The 17,914-nt window shown below is 69.4% G+C and carries 20 protein-coding genes; 10 read left to right on the top strand and 10 right to left on the bottom strand.

Annotation, left to right across the window (positions count from 1 at the left end):
• Positions 1 to 66 precede the first annotated feature (66 nt).
• Complete coding sequence (locus ACWELJ_RS03305) at positions 67 to 1,326, bottom strand: amidohydrolase (RefSeq protein ID WP_452364554.1); 1,260 nt, start codon at positions 1,324 to 1,326, stop codon at positions 67 to 69.
• A gap of 19 nt (positions 1,327 to 1,345) precedes the next feature.
• Here ACWELJ_RS03305 and ACWELJ_RS03300 point away from each other — a divergent pair, with 19 nt between their 5' ends.
• The gene (locus ACWELJ_RS03300; protein ID WP_452364553.1) at positions 1,346 to 2,281 is read left to right on the top strand and encodes an SAM-dependent methyltransferase; all 936 of its coding nucleotides are present in this window, start codon (positions 1,346 to 1,348) and stop codon (positions 2,279 to 2,281) included.
• 51 nt (positions 2,282 to 2,332) lie between these two features.
• On the opposite strand, the gene ACWELJ_RS03295 is transcribed toward ACWELJ_RS03300, so the two are convergent.
• The gene (locus tag ACWELJ_RS03295; protein WP_452364552.1) at positions 2,333 to 2,557 is read right to left on the bottom strand and encodes a hypothetical protein; all 225 of its coding nucleotides are present in this window, start codon (positions 2,555 to 2,557) and stop codon (positions 2,333 to 2,335) included.
• A 274-nt stretch (positions 2,558 to 2,831) separates the two neighbouring features.
• Between ACWELJ_RS03295 and ACWELJ_RS03290 the strand changes: the two genes are divergently transcribed.
• Positions 2,832 to 3,425: an Rv1733c family protein gene (locus tag ACWELJ_RS03290; protein ID WP_452364631.1), complete on the top strand. Its 594-nt coding sequence runs from the start codon at positions 2,832 to 2,834 to the stop codon at positions 3,423 to 3,425.
• Positions 3,426 to 3,489: 64 nt separating this feature from the next.
• On the opposite strand, the gene ACWELJ_RS03285 is transcribed toward ACWELJ_RS03290, so the two are convergent.
• The 4 genes from ACWELJ_RS03285 to ACWELJ_RS03270 all read right to left on the bottom strand — a co-directional run bounded on the left by ACWELJ_RS03285 (position 3,490) and on the right by ACWELJ_RS03270 (position 6,621).
• Positions 3,490 to 4,407: a 2-hydroxyacid dehydrogenase gene (locus ACWELJ_RS03285; protein WP_452364551.1), complete on the bottom strand. Its 918-nt coding sequence runs from the start codon at positions 4,405 to 4,407 to the stop codon at positions 3,490 to 3,492.
• 66 nt (positions 4,408 to 4,473) lie between these two features.
• Positions 4,474 to 4,626, bottom strand: a complete 153-nt coding sequence (locus ACWELJ_RS03280; RefSeq protein ID WP_452364550.1) for a hypothetical protein — start codon at positions 4,624 to 4,626, stop codon at positions 4,474 to 4,476.
• Positions 4,627 to 4,637: 11 nt separating this feature from the next.
• Complete coding sequence (locus ACWELJ_RS03275; protein WP_452364549.1) at positions 4,638 to 5,111, bottom strand: hypothetical protein; 474 nt, start codon at positions 5,109 to 5,111, stop codon at positions 4,638 to 4,640.
• A 178-nt stretch (positions 5,112 to 5,289) separates the two neighbouring features.
• Positions 5,290 to 6,621 carry an aminotransferase-like domain-containing protein gene (locus ACWELJ_RS03270; RefSeq protein WP_452364548.1) on the bottom strand — a complete coding sequence of 444 codons (1,332 nt, stop codon included), beginning with the start codon at positions 6,619 to 6,621 and terminating at the stop codon, positions 5,290 to 5,292.
• A gap of 126 nt (positions 6,622 to 6,747) precedes the next feature.
• Between ACWELJ_RS03270 and ACWELJ_RS03265 the strand changes: the two genes are divergently transcribed.
• From ACWELJ_RS03265 to ACWELJ_RS03245, 5 genes are all read left to right on the top strand, one after another.
• Positions 6,748 to 7,170, top strand: a complete 423-nt coding sequence (locus ACWELJ_RS03265) for a PaaI family thioesterase (protein WP_452364630.1) — start codon at positions 6,748 to 6,750, stop codon at positions 7,168 to 7,170.
• A gap of 177 nt (positions 7,171 to 7,347) precedes the next feature.
• Positions 7,348 to 8,319 carry a non-homologous end-joining DNA ligase gene (ligD, locus tag ACWELJ_RS03260; protein ID WP_452364547.1) on the top strand — a complete coding sequence of 324 codons (972 nt, stop codon included), beginning with the start codon at positions 7,348 to 7,350 and terminating at the stop codon, positions 8,317 to 8,319.
• The gene (locus ACWELJ_RS03255; RefSeq protein ID WP_452364546.1) at positions 8,213 to 8,833 is read left to right on the top strand and encodes a pyridoxamine 5'-phosphate oxidase family protein; all 621 of its coding nucleotides are present in this window, start codon (positions 8,213 to 8,215) and stop codon (positions 8,831 to 8,833) included. The genes ligD and ACWELJ_RS03255 overlap by 107 nt, the downstream gene beginning before the upstream one ends.
• Positions 8,834 to 9,061: 228 nt before the next feature.
• The gene (locus tag ACWELJ_RS03250) at positions 9,062 to 10,468 is read left to right on the top strand and encodes an amino acid permease (RefSeq protein WP_452364545.1); all 1,407 of its coding nucleotides are present in this window, start codon (positions 9,062 to 9,064) and stop codon (positions 10,466 to 10,468) included.
• A gap of 166 nt (positions 10,469 to 10,634) precedes the next feature.
• Positions 10,635 to 12,038: a hydroxysqualene dehydroxylase gene (locus ACWELJ_RS03245; RefSeq protein ID WP_452364544.1), complete on the top strand. Its 1,404-nt coding sequence runs from the start codon at positions 10,635 to 10,637 to the stop codon at positions 12,036 to 12,038.
• Here the strand turns inward: ACWELJ_RS03245 and ACWELJ_RS03240 are convergent.
• Both ACWELJ_RS03240 and ACWELJ_RS03235 read right to left on the bottom strand, forming a co-directional pair.
• Positions 11,999 to 12,199, bottom strand: coding sequence for a hypothetical protein (locus ACWELJ_RS03240; RefSeq protein WP_452364543.1), 201 nt, complete (start codon positions 12,197 to 12,199; stop codon positions 11,999 to 12,001). The genes ACWELJ_RS03245 and ACWELJ_RS03240 overlap by 40 nt on opposite strands.
• A 148-nt stretch (positions 12,200 to 12,347) precedes the next feature.
• Positions 12,348 to 12,698: a hypothetical protein gene (locus tag ACWELJ_RS03235; protein WP_452364542.1), complete on the bottom strand. Its 351-nt coding sequence runs from the start codon at positions 12,696 to 12,698 to the stop codon at positions 12,348 to 12,350.
• 271 nt (positions 12,699 to 12,969) lie between these two features.
• Between ACWELJ_RS03235 and ACWELJ_RS03230 the strand changes: the two genes are divergently transcribed.
• Positions 12,970 to 13,629, top strand: a complete 660-nt coding sequence (locus tag ACWELJ_RS03230) for a LysE family translocator (RefSeq protein WP_452364541.1) — start codon at positions 12,970 to 12,972, stop codon at positions 13,627 to 13,629.
• A gap of 72 nt (positions 13,630 to 13,701) precedes the next feature.
• Here the strand turns inward: ACWELJ_RS03230 and ACWELJ_RS03225 are convergent, their stop codons facing one another.
• Positions 13,702 to 14,478, bottom strand: coding sequence for an SDR family oxidoreductase (locus tag ACWELJ_RS03225; protein WP_452364540.1), 777 nt, complete (start codon positions 14,476 to 14,478; stop codon positions 13,702 to 13,704).
• A gap of 59 nt (positions 14,479 to 14,537) precedes the next feature.
• On the opposite strand from ACWELJ_RS03225, the gene ACWELJ_RS03220 reads away from it, so the two are divergent.
• Positions 14,538 to 14,897 carry a winged helix-turn-helix transcriptional regulator gene (locus ACWELJ_RS03220; RefSeq protein WP_452364539.1) on the top strand — a complete coding sequence of 120 codons (360 nt, stop codon included), beginning with the start codon at positions 14,538 to 14,540 and terminating at the stop codon, positions 14,895 to 14,897.
• A 3-nt stretch (positions 14,898 to 14,900) separates the two neighbouring features.
• On the opposite strand, the gene ACWELJ_RS03215 is transcribed toward ACWELJ_RS03220, so the two are convergent.
• Positions 14,901 to 16,907, bottom strand: a complete 2,007-nt coding sequence (locus tag ACWELJ_RS03215) for an APC family permease (RefSeq protein WP_452364538.1) — start codon at positions 16,905 to 16,907, stop codon at positions 14,901 to 14,903.
• 173 nt (positions 16,908 to 17,080) lie between these two features.
• Between ACWELJ_RS03215 and ACWELJ_RS03210 the strand changes: the two genes are divergently transcribed.
• Positions 17,081 to 17,857 carry a GntR family transcriptional regulator gene (locus ACWELJ_RS03210; protein WP_452364537.1) on the top strand — a complete coding sequence of 259 codons (777 nt, stop codon included), beginning with the start codon at positions 17,081 to 17,083 and terminating at the stop codon, positions 17,855 to 17,857.
• The last annotated feature ends 57 nt before the right edge of the window (positions 17,858 to 17,914 follow it).

Raw genomic sequence — 17,914 nt, 5'->3', positions numbered from 1 at the left:
ACTGGACAAATCGCTACGGTGTGCCGACCGTGAAAGCTGACGTTTCACACGACCGAGGGTGGCCTGTCAGGAGGCGGCGTCATCGGTTCGGCTGGTATCGAGCCAGGCCATGGCCGCCGCGGTGAAAGCGGTGACGCCGTGCTCGATCGCGGGTTCGGCGAGTGGTGCGAAGAACGGTGAGTGGTTCATCGGGATATCCCGGTCGAGGGTGCCGCGCTGTTGTGCCGCCGCGAGTTTCACCGGATCCGCGCCGCCGAAGAACCAGAACGACAGCGGCGCGCCGGAAGCCTCGGCGAGGACGCCGACGTCCTCGCTGGCCGGGAAGGAGTCCATATCCAGCACCCGCTCGGCGCCGAGCGCATCTCGCAGGGCGGTGCGTGTCTTCTCCAGTGCCGCAGCATCGTTGAAGGTGACGGGTAATCGGGTCACGGATTCGATCACCGGCGCCCGGTCCGCGCCCGCGGCGTCCGCCTCGCCGTGCACGATCCGCCGTACCGCCTCGAGCACCCGGTCGCGTATCGCGGGGGAGTAGGTCCGAATGCTGAGGCCCAGTTGGGCGTCCTCGGCGATGATGTTGTCCTTGGTGCCCGCGTGCAGGGTGCCGATGGTGAGGACGACCTGGTCGGCGGCGGCGATCTCGCGGGACACGATGGTCTGCAGGCGTAATACGGTGGCCGCGGCCAGCACGATCGGATCCACGGTCGTCTCGGGTCGCGAGCTGTGTCCACCGCGGCCGTACAGTGTGATCCGCACACTGTCGTTGGCCGCCAGGAGCGCGCCGGCGCGCGTCGCCACCGTGCCTACCGCGATCGGCAGGACATGCTGTGCCAGGACGATTTCCGGCTGCCCGAAACGCTCGAACAGCCCGTCGTCGACCATTGCCCGCGCCCCGGCGCCGATTTCCTCGGCGGGCTGGAAAACGCCCAGTACCGTGCCCGACCAGGAATCGCGAGCGCTCGCCAGCGCGTCGAGCGCACCGAGGAGCGCGACCGAATGCACATCGTGGCCGCAGGCGTGCATGATCGGCCCGCCGTCCGGGTCGGTGGCGGTCGAAGCATAGGGCAGTCCGGTTCTTTCGCGGACCGGCAGTGCGTCCATGTCCGCGCGCAGCAGGACCACCGGGCCGGGGCCCTGTGCCAGCCGGGCGACGACCCCGGTGCCACCGACTCCCTCGGTGACGTCGTAGCCGAGGGCTTTCGCGCGTTTGGCGAGAATCGCCGCGGTGCGATGCTCGGCGAAGGACAATTCGGGATGTGCGTGCAGATCGCGGTAGAGGTCCGCGAGATCAGCGGTGCGCTGGGCGATTCGACTATTGATCGACGGCACAGTGCCAATGATCCACGGCGTGGAGCTGATCATGGCCCTTTCCCACTCTTCCGCTGTTCCGGGACAAGGGCCGGATCTCTCGCTCGGGAAGCCGCTCGGTCCAGTGGGCCGAACGGTTAGCCTGTGCGAATGGGTCGGTCGATCGGCGATTGGAGGCGGGTGGATGGATAAGGCCTTCCCGCTGGACCAGCCGCACACATCTCGCATTTACGACTATTTTCTCGGCGGCAAGGACAATTACGAGATCGATCGACAGGCCGCGGAAGAGATCTTGCGGGCGTGGCCGGATGTGCGTACCGCCGCCCGGGCCAATCGTGAGTTCATGCAGCGCAGTACCCGATTCCTGGCCGAGGCGGGCATCCGGCAGTTCCTCGACATCGGCACCGGGATCCCCACCGAGCCCAATCTGCACCAGATCGCGCAGGGGGTCGCGCCGGACTCGCGGGTGATCTATGTCGACAACGATCCATTGGTCCTGGCGCACGCCCGCGCGCTGATGACCGGTTCGGCGCCGGCGGCGACGACCTATCTGGAAGGCGATGTCACTGATCCCGATTCCATTCTGTGCGCGCCGGAACTGGCCAAGGTCTTCGATCTGACCGAGCCGGTCGGGCTGAGCATGATCGCGCTGCTGCATTTCGTCGAGGGCGACGTCAACCGGATCATCTCGGCATTCCTCGACGCTCTCGCTCCCGGTTCGTACCTCGTGATCTGCACCATCACAGCCGACTTCGCCTCCGCGCAGGTGGCGGCCGCCCAGGACGTCTACCGCGTCCGCAATCTCCCCGCGCAGGTCCGGTCCCGCGCGGAAGTCGTGTCCTGGTTCGCCGGGCTCGACCTGGTCGACCCGGGTGTCGTCACACCGCATCGGTGGCGGATGGAGGAACCCACCGACATCTCGACGTCCTACGACGCGAAGATCTCGTGCTATTGCGGAGTGGCTCGCAAACCGTGAGCCGGATGCGCGGGTTCACCGGAGACGGCGAACCCGCGAGCTATCTCCTCGCTATGTGCTCCAGCACCAGTCGAGGGTGGCGGATCCCGGCGTCGGGATGTGGAGACAGATGGAAATCGAGATGTACGGCGCGTCCACGTTCGTCCGCAGCGGCGGCTGACTCACCGCCGGCGCCGCGGGCTCCTCCGCGGACGCGGATGCGGTCGGTGCTGCCAGGACAACGAGCGGGACGGCCAGTGCCGCGAGGGCTGTCGAGCGGGTGAATCCTGCGAGCATCTCGTCAACTCCTTCGAGTCAAGAACTGCGGTTCCGAGCTCCCAAGTAAACCGGTCGCATCAAGCTAACACCCAGCAAGCCATTGATCCACTCTCGAATCGCGGTGCCGCGGAAGGCGGGGACGGCGGCCGGGCGAAGCGGGAATCTGGAGGCCGCGTAATGCAGAAGCAACGCTGTGACCTTGACGTTCCACGTGTTCAAGGCGTATCAACCTGGGTAAAGCTACCGATGTAAGCGGAACGACGGCGCGTGGGGAGAGGTGGTCCAGGTGTCGATGCGTCCTTCGTGGCCGGCGCGGCTGTGGCGAGTGCGCCCGTGGAACTCCAGTCCGTTGATGCGTGTGTCGGATCGGGCGGAAGTGGTGTTGCGGGCGTTGGCCGTGGTGGTGGTGGCCGCCGCGGTGCCGGTGGCGGGAGCGGTCGGGACCGTCAGTTATACGGGGGCGCAGGCGCGGATCGTGGCGCAGGACGCGGGGAAGGTCCGGGTGGTGGCCACCGAGACGGCGGATGCGACGCGGGTGCCGGATTCGGACAAGTACGCGACGCATCAGGTGCGGTATCAGGCGCCCGTGCAGTGGGACAGTGACGGGAAGATCGCGACCGCGACGGTCGATGTGCCGGGGCCGCAGCTCGCGGGAGCCACCGTGACGTTGTGGACCAAGAACGGGCAGCCGACCATCGCGCCCGCGCGGCCCGGATCCGCGGCGGCGGAGGGGATCGGGACCGGGCTGGCCATCTTGGTCGAAACCTGGTGTGCGGCGGCGGCGACCGTGTGGTTCACCGGGACCGTGCTCGATGCCCGGCGCTATGCGCGCTGGGAGCGGGAGTGGCGCGGGATCAATCGGCCGATCGGCAAGGACACGCTGTAACTCTCACGACATCCGGGGGCTCGGTTCCCTGAGCGTCGACGCCCCGGGTTTGTATTGCGCCAGTTCAGTATTCGCCGCTGACCAGATTCTCCGGCCGCTCACCCGCGAGGTATCGCGCGATCTCGGCGGTGGCGATGGTCCAGCCGCGCTCCAGGTTTCCCGTGCTGCTGCCGCCGACATGCGGGGTCAGCAGCAGGCCCGGCGCGTCCCACAGCGGGTGGCCGGTGGGCAGCGGTTCGGGGTCGGTGACGTCGAGAATGGCGCGCAGGCGGCCGGATTGGAGTTCGGCGAGCAGGTCGTCGGTGCGGACGACGGGGCCGCGGGCGGCGTTGACCAGGATGGCACGGTCGGGCATCCGAGCCAGGAAGGCGGCGTCGACCATGCCGATGGTGGCGGTGGTGACCGGGACCATGAGGATGACCGCGTCGAAATGCGGGAGCAGGGCGGGAATTTCGTCGACGCCGTGAATGCCCGCCCGGGCCCGCGTACCGACGAGTTCGACGGTGGTGCCGAACGGCAGCAGCATGCGCCGCGTCTCGGTGCCCAGATCGCCCGCGCCGATGATCAGAACGCGCTTGCCGTGCAAGGTGTCCGTGCGGTGCTGGGTCCAGCGGTGTTCGCGCTGGGCGACGGCGAATTCGGTGAATTCCCGGTAGACCGTGAGCAATCCGGTGATCGCCCACTCCGCCGTGCTGGCGCCGTGCGCGCCGCGGCCGGTGGAGATCATGACGTGCTCGGGCAGCCGCCCCACCCAGGTCTCAGCGCCCGCGGTGAGCAGCTGCACCAGGCGCAATTCGGGCAGGGATTGGGCCAGTTCGAGATTCTCGGGCCGGCTGGCCAGGAAGGCGGGCACGAACACCTCGGCCGCGTCCGCCCCGGCGGGCAGCGGCTCGCCGAGCGTGTAGCGCAGCGCCCGTGCGCCGGGCAGCCTCGAGACCGCCGCGAAACCGTGTTCGTCGGGCACCAGCACCGTCACCGTCATGGAACCGACGCTAGCCGACCGGGCGGGATCCCGGTCGGCGTGGTGGCGCCGGACCTCGGCGTCCGGTCAGTAGCGGGGATGGGCGAGCCAGCGGGCGGGTGCGCCCAGCAGCCACTGGATCAGGGCGGCGGCCATGACGATGATTCCGAGCGAGGACAGGGCCGGGGTGGCGAGCAGCCAGCCGGCGTCGAGCAGCGCCAGACCGAGCACGGCGAACATTCGGATGGTTCCTAGGGGGTGGCGGATTCTTTCGGTGCGGGGGACCCGCTCGGACGGCCGAGGAAACGGTTGACCGACCAGTTCGGTTTCGAGAGCGAACGTTTCGGCGCCGTCTTGGCCAGGGGAACCACCGGCTTCCGAGGTGGTTCCACGCTACGCGTGGGCACGGGCGCCGGCGCCGGTTTCGCGAGTTCCTTTCGCGCGGCCGCCATTTCCCGCCGCGACCGGCGCAGCTCCCGGCGCGCCGCCTGCCCGCGCCGCGAGGTGGTCCAGATCCCGGCCAGCAGCAGGATCGATCCCGCCGCGCCGACCGCGCCGATCACCATCCCGTACGCGAACAACAGTCCGCTCGAACCGTGATAGAGGTGACCGAAGACGGTGAAGCCGTTGGCAAGCGCGTGCGAGTCACCGCTGTTGGCCGCGACCCCGGCCACACCCACGGTCACAGCACCCAGCAGAGCGATGAGCCCGATGATTGTGAACATATCGGGGCAATGCCCGCTGCCGCGCAGGCCAAACCCCGAATCGGCAGGTTGTCCGGCGAGTCCCGCCCGTTTGTCCACCGCATCCGTGGCAATGACCGGAATGCGAACTCACACACGATGAACGGTGCTTCGCTGCGGGACGCCGGAATCGGAGAGTGCTGACGATCGGCACGCGGTCCTAGCCCGGTGGCACCGAGTCCAGGACGTCCCGCACTTCGGCGAGCACGAGCGGAAGCTCCTCCAGCGCGGGCGATCCCAGGGCGATACGCAGACCGTGCGGGACATGCCGGGTGACGGCGAAGACATCGCCGGTGCACACCCGGACACCGCGGCGCGACAGTTCGGCCGCGACGCGGTCCATGCGCTGGCCGGGGTCGATGGGGAGCCAGGCGAAGAACGAGCGCGGATGGGCGATCGGCCGGAGGTCACCCAATTCCCGGCGCAGGACATCTTGGTGGTCTGCGGCCGCGCGGCGGCTCGCGTGTTCCAGGGCGTCGACCGTGCCGTCGCCGATCCAGCGCACCGCCACGGCCGTCACCAGGCCCGGCGGGCTCGCCATGGTCGCGCGCAGCAATCGTCCGAGCGCGGGCGCGGCGCGCGGCGGGACGACCAGGATGCCGAACCGCAGGCCGGCCGCGGCGCTCTTGGACAGACTCGACACCCAGAACGTGCGCTCGGGAGCCATCGTGACCAGTGGCGCGGGTGCGGGGTCGGCGAGGAAGGCATAGGCCGCGTCCTCGATCAGGAACAGATCATGGTGCCGCGCGATCGACACGAGGCGCTCGCGCTGCGCGCGGTCGAGGACCCAGCCGAGCGGATTGTGCAGGGTCGGCATGGTGTAGACCGCGCGCACCGGTCGCTTCGCGCACAGCCGGTCCAGGGCGTCCAGGTCCGGGCCGTCGGACGTGATCGGAATCGGCGCGACATCGACTCCGTGGGCGTGGGCGAGCACTCTGAATCCGGGATAGGTGAGCTCGTCCGCCCCGACCACGTCGCCGGGTGAGAACAGCGCGCGGACAACGAGATCCAATCCGTGCTGTGCCCCCTGGGTGAGCACGACGCGCGCGGGGTCGGCGGCGATTCCGCGTCGGTCCAGGAACCGCGTGACGACCGCGCGGTCGTGCGGTCGCCCGCCCGGAGGCTGCTGGCGCAGCAGAGCGTCCAGGTCGCCGCCGGCGGCGAGGTCGCGCAGGGCGGTGCGCAGCAGTTCCGCGCGGCGCGGCGACATCGGTTGTGTGAAGGCCAGGTCCGCCCACACCGTGTCCGCGCCCGCACCGTATTCGGCCGACGCCAGCCGCACCGATCGATCCCGCACGAAACTGCCCCGGCCCGGCTCGCCGACCACCAGTCCGGCCCGTTTGAGTTCGGCGAATACCCGGGTCGCGGTGGCCACCGCGATTCCGTGCCCGGCCGCGAGCTCCCGATGGGTCGGCAGCCGTTGTCCAGGGGCCCAGCGTCCCGCGCGGATCTGCGCCGCGAGTTCGGCCGCGACCTCCTGATACGTGCGCATCACCCGACTGTACCTAGGACAATTTCTTGATCGTCCTGACCGACCGGCCCTAGCGTCAGGTCCATGACGATCTCGCCGACCGAACTGCCGGTGCTGGACTACCTGCACGCCCAGCTGGCCGGAACCCTGGCCGCGGACCAGACCTGCCAGTTCCATTACCCGACAGCGATTTCCCGCACCCTCGGTCTCCGTCTGACCGCGGTCGTCGCCGGCCGCGCGGTCGTGGAGCTGGACACCGATCCCGCCGTGCACGGCAATCAGCAGGGAACGGTGCACGGCGGGCTGCTCACCGAACTGGCGGACGCGGCCATCGGCACCGCGCACTCCACCCTGGTCGGGCCCGGCGAATCGTTCACGAGCATCGATCTGCGGGCGGTATTCCTGCGCCCGGTCTGGCGTGACACCCTGCGAGCGCACGCGTACCCGACGCATTCGGGCCGCACCATCACGCACTACCAGTGCGATATCACCCGCGGGGACGGCAAACCGGTCGCGACTGTCACCAGCGTCGTGACGACCCTCTCCGGTGAGCGCTCCCGGGGGCGTTGAGGATTCGGGGCGAACAGAGTCCGCCGCACGGGGCGGGCAGCGCGGCCGACTGGACCGCGCCCGCGGACCATAACGAACCGGGCGTCCCCGGCGTGCCGCGGCGGCTGGGAGGCAACTCGATAGCAAACTCGCGGGCATGTCCCGTTCGCCCGGATATCGGCGCGGATAGCGGCCCGGGTGGCAGTCTCGGTCCGCCGCGGCCCGTCGCCCATGCTGGCGACCGGGGGAGCGCCGCCGGTCGGGCCCGGGTGGGCGGTGGAGATGAAATGGGACGGGGTCCGCATCATCGCGGTTCGCGAGGGCGGCGAATGCATTCTGCTCAGTCGCAACGGCAATGACGTCAGCGCGGCCTATCCGGAGATCGTCGCGGCACTGAAAGCACTGCCCGGCAAGGGATCTCTGATCCTGGACGGTGAGATCGTGGCGCCGGACCGCGCCGGAGCGCCCTCGTTCGGGCGGTTGCAGCGGCGCATGCACGTGGCGCGGCCGGGCGAGCAGCTGATCGCGGAGGTCCCGGTGCGGTTCTTCGTCTTCGACGTGCTGCGCGTGGACGGCCTCGACGTCACTCGCGAGAACTACCTGCGGCGTCGCGAGCGGCTGGCCGGACTGCCGCTGGCCGAACCGCTGTCGGTGCCGCCACACTGGGTCGATGTGGATGCGGCACAGTTGCTGGAGGTGGCGCGGGAACACCGGATCGAGGGCATCGTGTCCAAGCGGACCGATTCGGTGTATCTGCCCGGCCGCCGGTCGCCGGCCTGGATCAAGACGCCGCTGCGGCAGCGCACCGAGGTCGTGGTGGCCGGGTGGACGCCGGGCGCGGGCGGGTTCGGGACCACCTTCGGCTCACTGATCATGGGCGCGCACGACGAGACCGGTCGGCTCGTCTACCTCGGCAATGTCGGCACCGGCTTCACCCAGGCCGCGCGCCGCGTCCTGCGCGGCGCGCTCGACGGGATCGCCGTCTCCGCAGCCCCTTTCGACCCGCCGCCGCCGGAAGCGGCAGGGGCGGGCTGGCACTGGGTGCAGCCGATCCTGGTCGCGGATGTCGAATATCGCGAATACTCCGGCGAACGCCTGCGCATGCCCAGCTGGAAGGGGTTGCGCACCGACAAACCGCCCGCCCTGGTCTCGGTGCCGCCGCTGCGTTGAACCGGCCGTGAACCTCACGATGGGGCAAGGCAATTGGCGTAATCGGTGGCGATCGACCACAATCGGAGGGATGGGCGGCGTAGGGGCACGAAGGCTACGCGAGCTTTCGGCTGCCGATTCACTGAAAAGGCTGGCGGGCGCGCAATACGGGCGAATCGTGTACTCGCGCCGCGGACTTCCGATCATCCGGCCGGTCAATCACATCGTCGAAGAGGATGTCGTCGTGGTGCGCGCCAACCTCGGCGCCAGCCTGCTGCGCGGCGACGGCCAAGTGGTGGCGTACGAGGCGGACTCGTTCGACGAGCACACCCGGCAGGGCTGGAGCGTGATCGTCACCGGCGTCGCGCGGGTGGTCATGGACCGCGACCAGGTGCAGCGCTACGAGACGCTGCTCGACCCGTGGATCAATATGCCGATGGACCACGTCATCCGCATCGAGGCCGAGGTCGTCACCGGCCTGGAACTGGTCGACGAGGGCGACTGGACCGAGCCCCAGCGCCCTGTGCAGCGCTGATCGGAATCGCGCGCCCCGCTGAATCAGCACCCCGCGCCCGCACGCTCGGTGCCACGCGCCGCGCTGATCCGACACCACGTGCCGTGGTGACTGTGCGCCGCGGACCACTCCGGTAGCGTGACACGCCGTTGGATCGAGCGCCGCAATTCGCCGGCAAGCTCGACGCGGCCGGTGTCTCGCAGGTGCGAACAGGGGGTTCCGGCCGCCGGCACGCGGAAGGAACACCATTTGACAGCCTCGGAACGGCAGCTACCGGACTCCGGCATCACTCCCACGGACGAGGGATACTCGCGCGGCCTGTCGCCGCGCACCATCCAGATGATCGCCATCGGCGGCGCGATCGGCACCGGCCTGTTCTACGGCGCGGGCGGCGCGATCCAGAAGGCCGGTCCCGCGCTCATCCTCTGCTACCTGGCCGCCGGTCTGGCCATCTTCGTGATCATGCGGGCGCTGGGCGAACTGCTCACCTACCGCCCGGTCGCGGGCAGTTTCGCCGAGTACGCGCACGAATTCCTGGGCCGCTTCGCGGGATTCGCCACCGGCTGGACCTACTGGGCGGTCTGGGTGGCCACCTGCATGGCCGAGATCACGGTGGCCGGCAAATACGTGCAGTACTGGTTCGACATCCCGCAGTGGGTGACCGCGCTGGTCGTGCTGGGCATCATGTTCGTCGCCAACCTGGTGTCGGTGCGACTGTTCGGCGAGGGCGAGTTCTGGTTCTCCACCATCAAGGTGACCGCCATCGTCACCATGATCGTGCTCGGCCTCGGCGTGCTCATCTTCCACTTCGGCCACGCCACCAACCCGACCGTCACCAATCTGTGGAACGACGGCGGCGTGTTCCCCAACGGCTTCGGACAGGCGCTGCTGGCCCTGCAGATCGTGGTCTTCGCCTATGTCGGCGTGGAGCTGGTCGGCGTGACCGCCGGTGAGGCGCGCGACCCCAAGCGGACCCTGCGCAAGGCCATCAACTCGCTGCCGCTGCGGATCGGCCTGTTCTACGTCGGCGCGCTGGTGGTCATCATGTCGGTGTCGAGCTGGCGCACCTTCCACGCGGGCCGCAGCCCGTTCGTGGAGGTCTTCGAGCAGATCGGCATTCCGGGCGCGGCCGGGATCATCAACTTCGTGCTGCTCACCGCGGCGCTGTCGTCGTGCAACTCCGGTATCTACTCGACCGGGCGCATGCTGCGCAGCCTGTCGCAGCGCCAGGAGGCCCCGCCCGCGCTGGCGACCCTGAGCGGCCGCTCGGTGCCCGCGGCCGGGATCGCGGTCTCGGCGGCGGTCATGGTGATCGGTGTCGCGGTGAACTATTTCTCGCCGGACAAGGCGTTCGGCTATATCACCTCGGTGTCCACCATGGGCATCATCTTCGTGTGGGGCGTGATCCTGGTCTGCCACCTGATCTACCGGGTGCGTGTCAAGCAGGGCGTGCTGGCGGGCAGCGACTACCGGCTGCCCGGAGCCCCGATCACCACGGCGCTGGCGCTGGCGTTCCTGGGGCTGGTCGTGGTGCTGCTGTTCTTCACCGAGGACGGCCGCAGCGCGCTCGTGGTGGGCGCGGTGTGGGGTCTGATGGTGTGCGCGGCCTACCCGCTGATGTCCCGTAAACCCGCGGAAGACGCTGTCCATCAGTAACTCCGGACGGATTCGAGACGCCGCCCGCCCCGCCACCCACCGATGGCCGGGCGGGCGGCGTCGTTTCCGGCCGGGCCTCATTCCCGGTGCGAGGTAACGGAATCCGGGTATGCGGAGGGTGCGGCGGGCGTAGCTTGCTTGGTGCAGGCTAGTTCCAGGGGTGAACATGAACGATCCGCGACGCTACGTTGTCATCGGCGGGGGACTGGCCGGATTGGCCTCCGCGGTCTGGCTCGCCGAAGCCGGGAAACAGGTCACGCTCCTGGAACGCCGCGGACGGCTCGGCGGGCGCACGCATTCGCTGGAAGTCGCGCCGCTGCGCGACATTCCCGACAACGGCCAGCATGTGATCGCCAGCGGCTACGAGCACCTGTTCCGCTACCTGACCAGCGTCGGCACCCGGCAGTACGTGAGCTTCCCGGGGCGGGGTGTGCTGCGCTGGCCCGGCGGACGCACGGCGGTCATGGGCACCACCGGATTTCCCGCCGTGCGCGCCCTGCTCGGCGCCCACCCGGACGCGACGGCCGCCGACCGGGTGCGCGCGGCCGCCGCCACCGTCAAGATGGGCTGGCAGAGTCTGCGCCAGCCCGGCGATCTGGCCGACCTCACCACCGACCAGTGGTTCCGCCGCCTCGGCATGCCCGACACCGCCCGCGAGGCGCTGTGGGACTGGCTGGCCCTCGGCATCGCCGCCGAACCGGTGCGGCAGGAATCGGCCAAGGTGTTCGCCGACGTGCTGGCCACCGGAATCCGCTTGGGTGTGAAGCGGATGCGGCCGGTCACCATCGGCTACCCGACCACCGACCTGGACACGCTGTTCGTCTCCGGCGCGCAGCGGGTCTTCGACCGGCACGGGGTGCAGGTGCGATACCGGGCCGTGGCGCGGCGGGTTCACATCGCCGACGGCGCGGTCACCGGCGTCGAATTGGCCGGGGGCGCGGTGCAACCCGCCGACGCGGTGGTGTGCGCGGTCCCCAACTCCTACATCGGCGGACTGCTCGACGAGCTACCCGAGCACGACCGCATCTATTCGGCCGCCGACAAACTCGGCTACACGCCCATCGTCAGCACCAACCTGTACCTGGACCGGCCGCTGGGCACCGAGGCCGCCATGGAGGCCCTCATCGGCGGGACCGGCGTCATCGACGAGGTCTTCGACCGGCAGCGCATGCACGGGCGCGGGACGCTGAACGGCTGGCTGTACTGCCTGACCACCAGCGGCGCGTACGAGCAGATCCACAAACCGCACCACGCGGTGGTCGAGGAGCAGATGGCGCTGCTGCGGCGCTACTACCCGGCCGCCGAGGACGCGAAAGTGCTGCACGCGCAGGTGGTTCCGATGCCGCGGGCCACCTTCTCGCAGGTGGTCGGCACCGACGGGTTGCGGCCGGACCAGGCCACCTCCGTGCCCACACTGGTGCTGGCGGGGGATTGGACCCGGACCGACTGGTCGGCCACGATGGAGAGCGCGGCCCAGAGCGCCGCCCGGGCCGTCGACCTGCTGCTCGCCCTCCCCGCGACGGCGAACCATCACTCGCGTTCGGCTCGCGACTCGGGCTCGCGGAAGTAGTTGAGGATCAGCCGCGTGATGTCGGCGAGAAACCGCTCGCGCGGGATGGGTGGGCCGTCCAGCAGATAGCGAATGGTCAGATGCTCGACCGTCCGCACCAGCATCCACGCCGCCGCGTCGGCATCCACCTCGGCCGGAATCGGATACTGCCGCAGGGACAACGGGTCACCATGGCGCGCGAACGATCCTGCTGCGGGGTCCGGCGCGGCAGCACCGCGGATTTCGCCCAGATTCCGTCAGCTGACCGGATGGTGACGCCATGACGCACCATCTGCTTCGACCACGCCCACGGGCCTGGGAGCTGAACGGTCAGCCCTGGGAGCCGACGATGCCCAGATACACGACCATCAGCGTGAACAGGAACCAGCCCACGCCCTGCCAGATCGGCCACGCTCGCCCGGCCCGCCACGCGCGGAACGCCAGCACCAGCGCGAGGATGCCTCCGGCGAGCAGGACCCCACCCGGCACCAGGCCCACCACCACCTTGGCGGTGCCGTCGCACAGCACCGACCCCGCGTTCAGGCACCGATCCCGGGCCGAGGCCCACACCAGCACGATCACGCCACCCGCCACGGCGATCCCCAGCACGCTCAGCACGTAGCGGGTCGCGTGCCGCAGCATCTCCGGATCGTTCCACCGCTTCTCCACGTCATTGACCATCGCCACACCTCCTCACCCTGGCGTTACCCGTTCCGTGCCGGATACCAACCATGATCGTCCCGGGACGGGGGCCCGGCACGCTATCGTCCGCGCCGACCCCTCGGCACCGCCCCGCACACCACGACCATGCTGCGCGCAGTCATCCGCATCGTGGCGAACCGTGATGCGAGGTGACGGCACGGTCGCCTGAGCGGCCGTGCAGGGTGTGAAGTACGGCATTCTCGCGAAAACCGCTGGCGGGGGCGATGGGGTCGTGTGTCAGCATCGAGGCATGCCCCACTGGATTCAGGTGCTGCCCGCCTTCGCCCTCGCCTCGCTCATCCTGGCGGCGCTGCCCGGACCGGCCACCGCGCTGTTCCTGCAGCGGTCGGTGCGCGACGGCCGGGCCGCGGGGCTGGCGGCCGTGGTGGGCAATGAGATCGGCATCTTCGGGTGGACGGTCGCCGGTGGTGCGGGATTGTCGGCGCTGCTGGTCGCCAACCAGATCCTGAACCTGGGCATCCATCTGGTCGGCGCGCTCGTGCTGATCTGGCTGGGCATCCAGGCCTGGCGCGGCACCCGCGGCGATCGCGGCTCGCGCGCCGACGACGCCTTCGGCGCGGCACTGACCGCCGCGTTGCCGGGCGGTCGCACGCCCGCGGCCGCTTTCCGTGCCTCGCTGATCTCGATCGCGGCCAACCCCAAGGCGGCGGTCTTCGGCCTGACGATCCTGCCGCAATTCCTGCCCGGCAGCGGCCCGGTGCTGCCGACGGTGTTCATCCTGGCCGCGATCCAGCTGGTCATCGACACCTCGTGGTGCGTCGGCGTCGTCCTGGCCGCCGACCGTGCCGGAACCTGGCTGCGCCGCACCGGTATTCGCCACCGCATCGAACGCACTCTGGCGGCGATTCTCGTCGCGCTGGGCCTGGGCCTGGCCGCCGACGCCCGCTAACCTGACCCTGCTCGCGCTGGGGCCCGGTCTCGATGGTGCGCGCGGTTGTGGCCGGGGGCTGGTGCGCGCGGGTCAGCTGTGGGCGGCGGCGGGGGCGGTCGGCTCCGGCAGGAAGTCCCGGCCGCCAACATAGACCGTGTGGCCCACTGGCGCGTCGAGGGTGGCGGCGTCGGCGACCGCGGCGGCGAATTCCTCGACCGTCGGTAGATCGCCCTGGTCGCGGCGCTCGGTGACGGCGTCGGGGTCGCGGCGTTCGAGCAGGCGCACGATGATGGTGCCGTCGATCATGTCGCCGGACACCACGGTGAAACCGATTCCGCGGTCGGCGAATTCGCCGGTCATGGCGCGCAGCGCGTCCTCCCCGGCCCGCTTGCTGGCCGCGATCGGCTCATAGCCGGGCGGGGCCTGGCGAATGGGGGAGAAGTGGGCCTGGTGGCTGGTGACGAACACGATCCGCCCGCCCGCGGGCAGGTGCGGTAGCGCGAGTGCGGCCAGCCGGGTCTGGGCGTCGCGGTTGAGCAGCATGGCGTAGCCGGGCGCGGCATCACGCTCGAGACCGCCGGAGGCGTTGAGCACCAGCACATCCAGCCGGCCGAACTCGGCGACCACACCGTCGACGAGAGCCCGCGCGCTGTCGGGATCGGCGATATCCGCGCCCGCCACCGAGGCACTGCCACCCACGGCCGCGATCTCGGCGGCGAGGGTCTCCGCGCGCTTGCGCTTCTCCCGGTAGTTCACGACCACGTGGTCGCCGCGACCCGCCAGCACCCGCGCGGTCTCCGCGCCGATCCCGCGCGAGGCCCCGGTGATCAGCACGATGCGCCGCCCGGCCCCTGTCGTCGTTGTCATGCGCGACCTCCATCCACCAGAGTGCTTCTAATTCAGAAGCACTACATTGGTACTTCGAAATGAGAAGCGCAAGTCAGCCACCGCCCGCCAACAGTCGCGCCGACGACTCGGCCGCCCCGCTCCTGGCCGCCATGGACCTGCTCGGCCAGCGCTGGATCCTGCGGGTGATCTGGGAATTGGAGCCGGGCGCGCTCGGCTTCCTGGAACTGCGCCGCCGCATGGGCAATTGCAGCTCGAGCATGCTGTCGGTACGCCTGCAACGGCTGGCCGATGCCGGGGTCGTGGTCAAACGCCCCGACAAGTCCTACGAATTGACCACCGCCGGTACGGAGTTGGGCCGGGTGCTCGAAGGCGTGTGGGAGTGGTCGGAGCGGTGGGCCGGCAACCTCGAGGGCGCGGGCGACCCCGAAGCCGGGTAGCGGTCAGGCCCGGCCGCCGGGGCCGGTGATGCCGCGGCGGATCTCGCCCGGGGTGTGCTCGTCGCGCAGGGTGGCGCGGAAGCGGGAGGAGTGCAGCTGCCAGGGGACGCTGGTGACCATGACGCCGGGCTCGAAGAGCAGGCGGGCTTTCAGGCGCAGTGAACTCTGGTTGTGCAGCAGGTTCTCCCACCAGCGGCCCACGACGTACTCGGGGATGAAGACGCTCACTACATCACGCGGCCGGGACTTGCTCTGCCGCTTGATCTCGTCGAGCACCGGACGGGTGATCTCACGGTAGGGCGATTCGATGACCTTGAGCGGGATGCCGACCCCGAAACTCTCCCAATCGCGGGCCAGGGCGCGGGTATCGGCGTCGTCCACATTGACCGTCACCGCGGTCAGCGTGTCCGGGCGGGTGGCGCGCGCGAATTGCACCGCGCGCTGCGTCGCCTTGTGCCAGCCGGACACCAGCACCAGCGCGTGGACGCGGCCGGGCAGCATCTCCAGGTCGTCCGGGTCGATGGCCAGTTCGCCGCGCACCGACGAGTAGTGGCGGTGGATCAGCCACATGATCGCGACCAGGATGGGCATGGCGATGACCACCAGGTACGCGCCGTGGGTGAATTTGGTGATCATGACGACCACCAGCACCACGCCGGTGAAGCAGGCGCCGAAGGCGTTGATGAAGCGCGCCCGGTGGATTCGCAGCCGCTCGGCGCTGGTCTGCGCGATGCGAAGTTCCCGGTTCCAGTGCCGGACCATGCCGGTCTGGCACAGCGTGAACGAGGTGAACACGCCCATGATGTAGAGCTGGATGAGCCGGGTGGTGGAGCCGTCGAAGGCGTAGATGAGAGCCCCGGCCACCACCGCCAGCAGGATGATGCCGTTGGAGAAGGCCAGCCGGTCGCCGCGGGTGTGCAGCTGACGCGGCATGTAGCGGTGTTGCGCCAGAATCGAATTCAGCAGCGGGAAGCCGTTGTAGGCGGTGTTGGCCGCCAGGATGAGGATCAGCGCCGTGGTGACCATCAGGTAGTAGAACGCCGGCGAGTGGCCGCCGAACACGGCCGCCGAGATCTGCGCGATGACGGTCTTCTGCGCGTCGTTGTGGCAGTCGCCGGCGAATCCGATGATGTCGCAGGCGTTCTCGGTGACCCGGGTCTTGGTGATCATGGCCAGCGCCGTCACCCCGGAGAACATGGCGATGGCGATGACGCCCATGGCGGTCATGGTGCGCGCGGCGTTGAGCGCCTTGGGCTTGCGGAAGGCCGGCACCCCGTTGGAGATGGCCTCGGCGCCGGTGAGCGCGGTACAGCCGGAGGAGAAGGCCCGCAACAGCAGGAAGGCTACCCCGGCCGTGGACAGGCCCACCTGTTCGGCACGGATCTCGTAGTGGGCGCTCTCGGCGACCGGCGTATGCCCGAGCAGCGTCTGCCCCAGCCCGACCGCGATGAGCGCGAACACCCCGAGGACGAACCCGTAGGTGGGGATCGCGAAGGCGCGGCCGGACTCTCGCACGCCGCGCAGGTTCATGGCGGTCAGGAAGCCGATGAATCCCAGGTCGATGGCCACCCGGTACGGATTCAGGTCGGGCACCGCCGAGATGATGTTGTCCACGCCCGCCGACACCGACACCGCCACGGTCATCACGTAGTCGACCAGCAGCGCCGCGGCCACCACCAGGCCGGGCAGCGCGCCGAGGTTCTCGGCCACCACCTCGTAGGAGCCGCCGCCGGACGGGTACGCCTGCACCACCTGCCGATACGACAGCGCCACCACGGCCAGCAGCACCACCACGCCCGCCGCCACCACCGGGGTCAGATGCAGGTAGGCCAGCCCGCCCAGGGTCAGGATGAGCAGGATCTCCTGGGTGGCGTAGGCGACCGAGGACAGCGGGTCGCTGGCGAAGATCGGTAGCGCGAGCCGCTTGGGCAGCAGGGTCTCGCCGAGCCGATCACTGCGAAACGGCCGTCCGAGCACGAGTCGTTTGGCTACGTCGATCGGTGAAACCACGCCCGCAGCCTAGGTCCCGAAACCGGAGGAATCGGTACCACATGCCGTAGAGATTTCGTAAAGAAACCGAACTGTCCGGGCCCGCTGCCTGCGGATTCGAAGACTTGTGCGGTTGATCCAACAACCACCTAGACTGTCTGGGACGTAATCGAGGGTTTTGGAGAGGTGACACGATGGGTGACCGGACGGTCGTCGCCGACGTTGCCGACGAGTTGGCGCGTCGCGTGGCATCCGGGGAGTACGAGCCCGGTGGTCTGATGCCGTCCGTCCGCCAGGTCGCCGAGGAGTTCGACCTCAATCGCGCTACGGCGCAATTGATTCTGGGCCGGCTGGAATCGTACGGCTTCGTGGACGCCCACCGCGGCAAGGGATTCGTGATCCGCGACGTGCGCGCCGAGGGCGGCGTGGACGTGTACGGTCGGCTGTTCCGGTTGTCCATGCCGGAACCGGAGATCGCCGCGGAGATGTTCGGCAATATCGTCGACGAGGAGCGCGGGATCGCGCTCGAGGCGCTGCTCGCCTACACCGGCAGCGACCGCCCGCTCGACCCGGCCGACCTCAAGGCCGAGATCGACGAACTGGAAACCCTTGCGCGCGGCACGGACCCGGATCCGTATCGGATGCTGAGCATCGAACTCGGGCTGCTGCGCCGGATGCTCACCGCGCTCGGGCTCTCGGTGCAGCGCGCGGTGCTCAATTCGATCGGCGAGATGGTGCTCGAGGTGCCCGCGGCGGTCGAGGCGTACTTCGCGGTCTCGCCGGATCTGCACGTGCTGGTGTGGCGGGCGCTGGTGGCGGTGTGGGAATCCGACGCCGGTCCGAGTCAGGCGCAGCTGGCGTTGTTCGAGGATCTGTTCGGGATGTACCACCGGAAGGTGGTGGCGCGCTTCGAGGAACTGGTCGGTGTGGCCGGATCCGGCGCCGCCGGTGTGGTGGCCGCGACGGCGTGAGTTCGAGCCGACGGGTCGGTCTCGTCTCAGACAACCCCTCTTGGCAGAAATCTCGGA

This window comes from Nocardia sp. NPDC004582 (assembly GCF_053602115.1).
This window is presented reverse-complemented; position numbering and strand designations above follow the sequence as displayed.